Origin of the sequence: Chryseobacterium sp. 2TAF14, from assembly GCF_052115105.1 — a bacterium.
Lineage (GTDB): Bacteria > Bacteroidota > Bacteroidia > Flavobacteriales > Weeksellaceae > Chryseobacterium.
Genome location: NZ_JBFRGA010000207.1, coordinates 1 through 8,249 on the forward strand (window position 1 = coordinate 1; position 8,249 = coordinate 8,249).

The 8,249-nt window shown below is 33.6% G+C and carries 9 protein-coding genes and 1 pseudogene; 6 read left to right on the plus strand and 4 right to left on the minus strand.

What is annotated here, in order from left to right:
- The 3 genes from AB4Y90_RS15860 to dnaA form a co-directional block, all read right to left on the minus strand.
- A partial coding sequence (locus AB4Y90_RS15860) for an SAM-dependent methyltransferase (protein WP_441558551.1) occupies window positions 1–597 on the minus strand: 597 nt, incomplete at its 3' end.
- 18 nt (window positions 598–615) lie between these two features.
- Window positions 616–1,089, minus strand: coding sequence for a low molecular weight protein-tyrosine-phosphatase (locus tag AB4Y90_RS15865; RefSeq protein ID WP_441558552.1), 474 nt, complete (start codon window positions 1,087–1,089; stop codon window positions 616–618).
- 334 nt (window positions 1,090–1,423) lie between these two features.
- Complete coding sequence (dnaA, locus tag AB4Y90_RS15870) at window positions 1,424–2,878, minus strand: chromosomal replication initiator protein DnaA (RefSeq protein WP_441558553.1); 1,455 nt, start codon at window positions 2,876–2,878, stop codon at window positions 1,424–1,426.
- Window positions 2,879–3,013: 135 nt separating this feature from the next.
- On the opposite strand from dnaA, the gene AB4Y90_RS15875 reads away from it, so the two are divergent.
- From AB4Y90_RS15875 to AB4Y90_RS15890, 4 genes are all read left to right on the plus strand, one after another.
- Complete coding sequence (locus AB4Y90_RS15875; RefSeq protein ID WP_441558554.1) at window positions 3,014–3,424, plus strand: acyl-CoA thioesterase; 411 nt, start codon at window positions 3,014–3,016, stop codon at window positions 3,422–3,424.
- Window positions 3,425–3,497: 73 nt separating this feature from the next.
- Complete coding sequence (locus AB4Y90_RS15880; protein WP_441558555.1) at window positions 3,498–4,316, plus strand: DUF2339 domain-containing protein; 819 nt, start codon at window positions 3,498–3,500, stop codon at window positions 4,314–4,316.
- Window positions 4,306–5,478 (plus strand): DUF2339 domain-containing protein, encoded by a 1,173-nt coding sequence (locus AB4Y90_RS15885; protein ID WP_441558556.1) that lies wholly within the window; start codon window positions 4,306–4,308, stop codon window positions 5,476–5,478. The genes AB4Y90_RS15880 and AB4Y90_RS15885 overlap by 11 nt, the downstream gene beginning before the upstream one ends.
- A 123-nt stretch (window positions 5,479–5,601) precedes the next feature.
- Window positions 5,602–6,036, plus strand: coding sequence for a hypothetical protein (locus tag AB4Y90_RS15890; protein ID WP_441558557.1), 435 nt, complete (start codon window positions 5,602–5,604; stop codon window positions 6,034–6,036).
- Between the two features lie 54 nt (window positions 6,037–6,090).
- On the opposite strand, the gene AB4Y90_RS15895 is transcribed toward AB4Y90_RS15890, so the two are convergent.
- Window positions 6,091–7,368, minus strand: coding sequence for a replication-associated recombination protein A (locus AB4Y90_RS15895; RefSeq protein WP_441558558.1), 1,278 nt, complete (start codon window positions 7,366–7,368; stop codon window positions 6,091–6,093).
- Window positions 7,369–7,516: 148 nt separating this feature from the next.
- On the opposite strand from AB4Y90_RS15895, the gene yidD reads away from it, so the two are divergent.
- Window positions 7,517–7,759, plus strand: a complete 243-nt coding sequence (gene yidD / locus AB4Y90_RS15900; protein ID WP_441558559.1) for a membrane protein insertion efficiency factor YidD — start codon at window positions 7,517–7,519, stop codon at window positions 7,757–7,759.
- Window positions 7,760–7,783: 24 nt separating this feature from the next.
- Window positions 7,784–8,249, plus strand: a pseudogene (locus tag AB4Y90_RS15905) (prolipoprotein diacylglyceryl transferase); the annotation flags it as partial.

The following is an 8,249-nucleotide window of genomic DNA, read 5'->3' on the forward strand; positions in this document are numbered from 1 at the left end:
ATTGATATTCGCAGCGATACAAAGCTTTGTATTGGGTGACAAAAATTTGGTCAAATCTTCAAAAAGTGCATTGTTTCTGTAAGGCGTTTCCATAAAAATCTGAGAATAACCTGTTTTCTGAACCATCGATTCCAAATGCAAAATCTGCTTTTTCTTTTCACTTTTATCAATAGGTAAATATCCGTTGAATGTAAACTCCTGTCCGTTAAAACCACTCGAAATCAAAGCTAAAATAATAGACGACGGTCCCGAAATAGGAATAACTTTAATGTTTTTTTCGTGACACCATTTTACCATTAAATTTCCTGGATCGGCAATACATGGAAGTCCGGCTTCGGAAAGCAAACCAAAATCCTGACCTTTAAGCATCAGTTCCTGTGCTTCTTTAATATCTGCATTTTCAGTGTATTTATCCAGCAAAAAAAGCTTCAGATCTGACTGTTTTTTTTCAGGTGCAAAAAACTTCACCACTTTTCTTGCTGTTTTTTCGTTTTCAACAAAAAAATAATCGGTCTGCATAATGTAATCTTTTACGACAGGCGAAAAATGACTGATGGATGTATTTTCTGAAAGATATGCGGGAAGTAGGAAGAGCATTTTTTTAATTATTAATTGTTAATTATTAATTGTAGATTTTTGAATGAGAAGTTTTTTGGCGATTCTGTCGCAGGCTTCGTCTAATTGATGGTAAACTTTTTCGAAGCCGTCGATCTCGTCCCAATAAGGATCGGGAACTTCGCCTGAAGCATGATTGAGACCCGCAGCTTCCATCAATAACGAAATTTTGCTTCTCTGCTCTTCATTTTGAGCCATTGAAATCACATTTTTAAAGTTACTCAAATCCATACAATAAATTTTATCGTAATCATCCAAATCTTTTGTCGTAATGGGTCTTGAAGTTTGTCTGGAAATATCTATCCCGTATTTGGAAGCGGTTTTCACCGATCTTTTGTCAGGATTGCTTCCCTGGTGCATATCAATAGTTCCGGCCGAATCTACAATAAAATCTCCTGGAAGTTTTGATCTCATAATTCCTTCTGCTAAAGGACTTCTGCAAATATTTCCGAGACAGACCATTAAAATTTTCATTTCAATATTATTTAAAATTTAATTTATTTAAAAATTATTTGAATTTTATAGTCTATCTTAAAACCACAAATTCAAAAATCTTTAATAGACACATAAGTCACAAAGAGTTTATTTTTACTACAGATATAAGAACACATAAGTTTTTGAAAATCTTTGATTTTCTCTGATGTGTTCTAAATATTTTCAACTTTTGAATTAAAATCTAATGTGCCTTTATGTTAAATATTTTGCAGTTAAATTAGCTCAAACAGTTTTCAAAATTTCTTTATATACAAAACTAAATAAAAAAAGGAGAATATGCCTATTCCCCTTTCTATAAATGTTTTGTACAGAATTAATGTTTGATTTTCTCTGTTAATTCTTTTACATATTTTTTAATTTCTTTATCGATCTTAGAAACATCTTTGATCGTTTCGCAGGCATACATCACAGTTGAATGGTCTTTACCGCCCATTTCTTCACCGATTTTGGTAAACGTAGCATTGGTAAATTCTTTTGCGAAATACATTGCCAATTGTCTCGGAAGAGCGATTTCTCTTTTTCTTGTTTTAGATAAAAGCTGTTCTCTTTTAATTCCGAAATAATCACAAACAACCTCCTGAATATAAGGAATATTAATAATCTTTTTCTGATTAGCCGCAATTTTATTGATTGTTTCTTTTAATAATTCAAGGCTTAAATCTGATTTGTAAATCGTGGAATATGCAATTACCGAGTTGATCACACCAATCAGTTCTCTTACGTTGGTTTTTGCTTCCGCAGCAAGGAAATCGAGCATATCATCGGTAAGAACAATACCGTCTCTGCTCAGTTTATCTTCAATGATTTTCTTTCTTGTTTCAAGATCCGGAGATTTGATTTCTGCAGAAAGTCCCCATTTGAATCGGGAAACAATTCTGTCCTGAATATCCATAATGTCAACCGGAGCTTTATCTGAAGTAAGGATGATCTGCTTTCCGTTTTGATGCAAATAATCGAAAATATGGAAGAAGCTGTCCTGTGTTGCAGATTTCCCTGACAGGAACTGAATATCATCAATAATCAGAACATCCACCATTTGATAAAAATTGGCAAACTCTGTCTGTTTATGAGCTTTCGCCGCTGAAATAAACTGCTGGATAAATTTTTCTGAAGATAAATACAAAACCACTTTATCCGGAAACTGGCTTTTCACTTCCAGACCTACAGCCTGACCCAAGTGCGTTTTACCAACACCGTAACCTCCATATAAAAACAAAGGGTTGAAAGCAGTTGCTCCCGGTCTTTTTGCAATTGATCTTGCAACGGTAGAAGCAAATTTGTTGCTTTCCCCTTCTACATAATTGTCAAAAGAAAAATCGGCTTTAAGATTAGAATCAATATTTACTTTTTTGATTCCCGGAACCACAAAAGGGTTTACAATATTTCCAGAAAATCCTTGAGGCATGGTTTCCTGAACTTTCGGAGTGGGAACCGTTTTTCCTTTCATATTCATGGTAACGGGTTTTTCTAAACCGCTCGGCTTATTTTCCATTACCGAATACCAAAGTTTAACACCTTTACCAATGTTTTTCTTCAGGGCAGCAGAAAGCAATGACAGATAGTTATCTTCAATATATTCTTTATAAAAATCGCTCGGAACCATCAACGTAAGATTATTGTCAACCAATGAAATTGGCTGTACTTTATCGAATAGCAAATCGAAAGATTTTTCAAGCTTTTTAAGATCAGAATTATCTTCAGCTGCGTTGAGATTATCTCTCATAAACTGAAGGCACTTCTGCCAAATCATCATTAAATTTTCATCCATTTTTTATGCCCTGATTATTCTTTGGTTAGTTGTTTTTAGGAGGAAGACAAAGGTCTCATTTTTTATTTTCAAAAAAAAATATTTCGCATATTGATTATTTAAAAATATATTTGTATGTATAATTAAGCGCTAAAAATGATACATTCAACACACTCATTACGAGTACGTTACGCAGAAACGGATCCCATGAAATATGTCTATTACGGCAATTACGCAACCTATTTTGAACTGGGCCGCGTAGAACTTTTCCGCAGCATCGGGATCTCTTATGACGAGATTGAAAAGCAGGGAATCTGGCTTCCTGTTTCTGATTATAAAATTAAGTATTTAAAACCAGCACTATACGACCAAAAATTAGAAATTCACACTTTTATGAGAAAAATTCCGGGAGTGAAAATTGAATTTGAGTATGAAATTTACAACGAGGAAGGACATAAAATTACCGAAGCATCTACTACCCTTTTCTTTTTAAATTCTGAAACCAGAAAACTAATGAAGTGTCCCGATTTTTTAATGGAGCTGATTGAAGAAAACTGGAAAGGCTAAAAAATCAATTATGTTTTAAGATTTTTTATTGGTTAACTTTTCAAATCGTTATATTTGATATTAAATCAGAACAATGGTTTATGTACTTATCACGATATTAATACTACTTTTCGTAATCATCTATCAAAAACTGAACAGAAAGATTCAAATTCTGGAACAGAAAATTGATGAACTATTAAAAGATAAAATTAATATTGAAAAACCCGCTCAGAGTTCCACAGAAATCTTTAAACCCGAAATCTCAGACAATGAAAGAACCGGGTTTGAGCAAACTGCAAAACCTGAAAACACTGAAGAAGACTCAGAACCTAAAAAAGACTGGCTTGCTCCGCTTTTTGATTTTATTAAACATAATATTCTTACCATTGTTGGTATCTTCACATTAGTTTTAGGAATAGGATATTTTGTAAAATATGCCATCGATAAAAACTGGATCGGCGAAAATGCAAGAATGGGAATTGGTTTTCTGGCTGGGTTTATTCTCATTATTGTTGCTCATTTTATCCGGAAAAATTACAGTATTTTTTCCTCCATCGTTACAGGTGGCGGAATTGCTGTGCTGTATTTCACAACGACCATTGCATTCAGAGAATATCATTTGTTTGCGCAGAATACAGCATTCATCATTATTTGCGCAATTACACTGCTCTCAATTTTTCTTTCTTACCGTTACAATAGTGAGACGCTTATTATTTTTTCTTTATTTGGTGGTTTTCTTGCACCTTTGATGATCAGTACCGGACAAAGCAACTATGTTTTCCTTTTTACCTATTTATCTCTTTTAAATATCGGAATGCTGGTTACCGTGTACTTAAAAAACTGGAAAAGCGTAGGCTGGATCGCCTTTATTTTCACGGCAGTTTATCTTTATTTCTGGACGATTGATTATTAATATCATTTTTGCTTTCAGGGAATATCAAAATAAAAAAACGGAAAGAAATTATTCAGTTTTTGCAGGAATCGGAATCAGCCTTCTCACTTTGGCGGTGGCGTTACAGTTTAAAACCCACCTCATCACGAGCGTTTGGGCGATAGAAGCTTCTCTTCTGCTGTACATCTGGAAAAAGACCAATCACGATATTTTCAAAATATTTTTCTACCTGCTTTTTCCTTTGGTTATTTTATCTCAAATGATAACCTGGACTGAGTATATTCATATTGAAAAGCATTTAACCGTAATTTTCAATCCTGTTTTTCTGACGAGCCTGGTCGTGATTGCAGCTTGCTTTTTTAATTTAATTTTACTGAAAAAAGAGTCTGAAGAAAAAAGCGACACCGAGTTTTTTGAAAATGCTTTTAAAATTCTATGTTTTGGTGTGATTTACTTTTCAATTTTATTTGAACTGATTTATCAAATTTCTTCGCAGCATTTCGTTGTAATTTTCACCTATAGCTTTTTGTACAGTATCGTTTTTGTAAGTTTATTATTAATCATAAAGAAACAAATTGGTATTTCCGATGATTTGGAAAATTACATGATCTACGGTTTATTATTTCTGTTTGTTGCCCATATTTCAACTTCACAGATTGTAGATGTTGTAGTCACCAAAGAAGTTAAGCAAAGTTTTTATTGGGTTTATCTGATGTATTTGTTGCCGCTTCTGTATTTAATGATAAAAGAAATTCCGAAATCGACATTTTTAAAACGGAAAACCGGTTATTGGATGGTTTTATTTATATGTGTTCTTTCTGTAAGTTTTGAGCTTTACAGGATTTATATTTTCTCAAATAATGCAACTTCCAAAAGCATTTTTCAGCTGCAGGAACATTTTTGCACACTGTATCTTCCTATTATCTGGGCAGTTTTATCTTGTGTAATTATTTTTGCTGGTCTTCAAAAAAATATTCCGGAGCTCAACAAAATTGGTTTTGCTTTGCTCGGCATTACTATTCTAAAATTATACCTTTATGATGTCTGGCAAATGGATAATATTTCAAGAATTATTGCTTTTATTATTCTGGGTGTTATTTTGCTGCTCAGTTCATTTATGTTTCAAAAATTTAAGAATATCATTAAAAATCTGGTAGAAAAAAACGAAAATTCTGCCGATTAAGATATTAAGAATACCTTCAAAAACTATTATCCATCAATATTTTACAATTATTTTAAAATTTTACTTGATATTTTATAAAAAGTAAGTATATTTATCACGTTTTTAACACTTATATTATTAACTATGAAAAAAGTTCTATATTCCCTATTGATTTTTGCTTCTGCAACATTATTTGCTCAAAAAAATACGAAGGTAAAATTTGCTGTTTTGGGAGATATGGTAGGTACAACGACGTTGTTTGAAAACCAGAAAGAATATGTACAAAGTACACAGGCTTATAAAGCTTCCAATTTACCTCAAAAACTTAAAAAATTCAGCTTTATTGCAGATCAAGGTCTTACCGAGGTGAAGTTTAAAAACAATGTAGGCCCGTTAGACAACCTAAGTTTATCGCAATATAACGAGCAAAACAACCTTCCTAAAGATACTCCTGTAATCATCGAAGGATATGAATTTAAGGATACCAATATGAGGATATACGCAGAAATTGCACAGCAGGTAGAAGTAAAAGACTACAATGGTGTAAAATCGGTATTCATCACTACCACAAGAAAATAAAAATCAAATTATATTTTAAAAACGGATGTTCAGAAGAGCATCCGTTTTTTATGATTAATATTTGTTACTCCATTTTTTCTTAAGCTCGTCGTAGATTTTCTTTTCTGTGGCATTATTTCCTGGCTCGTAAAATTTCACCTCTTTTATTTCTTCCGGCAAAAAATCCTGATCTACAAAATTCCCTTCAAAAGAATGGGCGTATTTATACTCTTTACCGTAATCTAAATCTTTCATCAGTTTTGTAGGAGCATTTCTCAGATGCAAAGGAACGGGAAGGTTTCCGGTTTTCTTCACAAAAGCCAATGCCTCGTTGATTGCCGCATAAGCCGAATTGCTTTTTGGAGAAACCGCAAGATAAATAGCTGTTTCGCTCAGCAAAATTCTCGCTTCAGGATTTCCAATGACATTGATCGCCTGAAAACAGTTATTGGCAATTACCAAAGCATTCGGATTGGCAAGACCAATATCTTCAGAAGCCAAAATCAACATTCTTCTGGCAATAAATTTAATATCTTCTCCACCTGCAATCATTCTTGCCAACCAATAAACTGCGCCATTCGGATCGCTTCCGCGCATCGATTTGATGAAAGCCGAAATAATATCATAATGCTGTTCGCCATTTTTATCGTAAAGTGCCATCGTTTCCTGAAGAACAGACATCACATCATCATTAGAAATCTCTTTATTACCCGAGTTTTTAAACTGATTCAGCACCAATTCCACAGAATTGATAAGCTTTCTGCCATCACCACCAGAATATTGAATGAAAGCTTCTTTTTCTTTAATTATAAAATCAGTATTTTCATCTTTATTAAATCTTTTGGATGCAATATCAATAAGCTCTTCCAGCTTTTCATAGCTCAAAGCTTTCAATATATACACCTGACTTCTGGAAAGCAATGCAGAAACTACCTCAAAACTTGGGTTTTCTGTAGTCGCACCAATGAGAACCACCCAGCCTTTTTCTACGGCATGAAGGAGAGAATCCTGCTGAGATTTATTAAAACGGTGAATTTCGTCAATAAAAAGAATCGGCGATTTTCCTGAAAAAAGGTTTTGTTTTTTGGCGTCTTCTATCACGTCGCGCACATCTTTCACGCCCGATGAAACTGCTGAAAGTTTAAAAAACTTCCTTCCCGATTTCTCTGAAATAATTTCAGCCAAAGTTGTTTTTCCGGTTCCGGGAGGTCCCCAAAGAATAAGAGAATTTAAGGTATCATTTTCCAGCATTTTCCGGATAGTACCTTTTTCACCGGTAAGATGCTCCTGCCCCAAAACTTCATCTAAGGTTTTTGGTCTTAATCTTTCTGCTAAAGGAGTGTTGTGATTCAAGATTTATGTATTTGGAATTAAATATTTTAGTAAAGTAAACAGAATCTGCAAAAGCTTTTGATTTATTTAGAAGGTCATCAGTTTACAGTCTTAAACTTCAAACAAATTTAAACTAAATTTCAATTTTTTACCCTACTTTTGCAATGTTTTGAAACTTTCATTTAACAAAATCATCACTTCACCTTTGGTAATTCTCATTAAATTTTACCAATGGTTTATCTCGCCTTTACTTCCCAAGAATTGCAGATATGAGCCTACCTGTTCGCATTACATGGTAGAATCTCTGCAGGTTCACGGTATTTTTAAAGGATTTTGGCTCGGTGTAAAAAGAATTTCAAAATGTCATCCTTGGGGCGGAAGCGGCTATGATYCCGTTCCTCCAAAAAAATAAATATTCAATAATAAACAAATAAAAATGAGTACTATTCTCTTCCGAACTTATCTTGTGGCATTTGCATTGATCTCTCAGTGCTTTTTCTCGCAATACTACAAAGATGGTTTATCCGACGGAACTTTAAAAGTAAATTCTCAGGATATTCCGGTAAAGATTTTCGCAACTTCAGAGCTTGTTGACCTCGATTCTTTTGCCAAGGTTAATAAAAATCCCAACACTTTGGTTATCCTTACCAAATCTAATGTTGAAAAAGAGCATTTTATCAGCAGTTCGATGATTTTGCAAAATTATAAAAATGCTAAATACGAATTTTTTGATAAAAATCTTAAGCCTGTAGGAAACACAGCGATTACTGCAGATAATATTGAAGCACTGAAATATATTGTAAGAACTGAAAAACCGATTACCTCAGCCGACAATGTATCTTTAGAGACGTCATTTAAAATCTGGGATCCCACTTCGGGGATTCATTTAGGACCTGTAACGC

What these genes read in the sequence shown, in the direction of transcription:
- AB4Y90_RS15875 (WP_441558554.1), top strand. Translation starts at nt 3,014, where the DNA reads ATGATACATTCAACACACTCATTACGAGTACGTTACGCAGAAACGGAT.
- AB4Y90_RS15890 (WP_441558557.1), top strand. Translation starts at nt 5,602, where the DNA reads ATGAAAAAAGTTCTATATTCCCTATTGATTTTTGCTTCTGCAACATTA.
- AB4Y90_RS15865 (WP_441558552.1), bottom strand. Translation starts at nt 1,089, where the DNA reads ATGAAAATTTTAATGGTCTGTCTCGGAAATATTTGCAGAAGTCCTTTA.
- dnaA (WP_441558553.1), bottom strand. Translation starts at nt 2,878, where the DNA reads ATGGATGAAAATTTAATGATGATTTGGCAGAAGTGCCTTCAGTTTATG.
- AB4Y90_RS15880 (WP_441558555.1), top strand. Translation starts at nt 3,498, where the DNA reads ATGGTTTATGTACTTATCACGATATTAATACTACTTTTCGTAATCATC.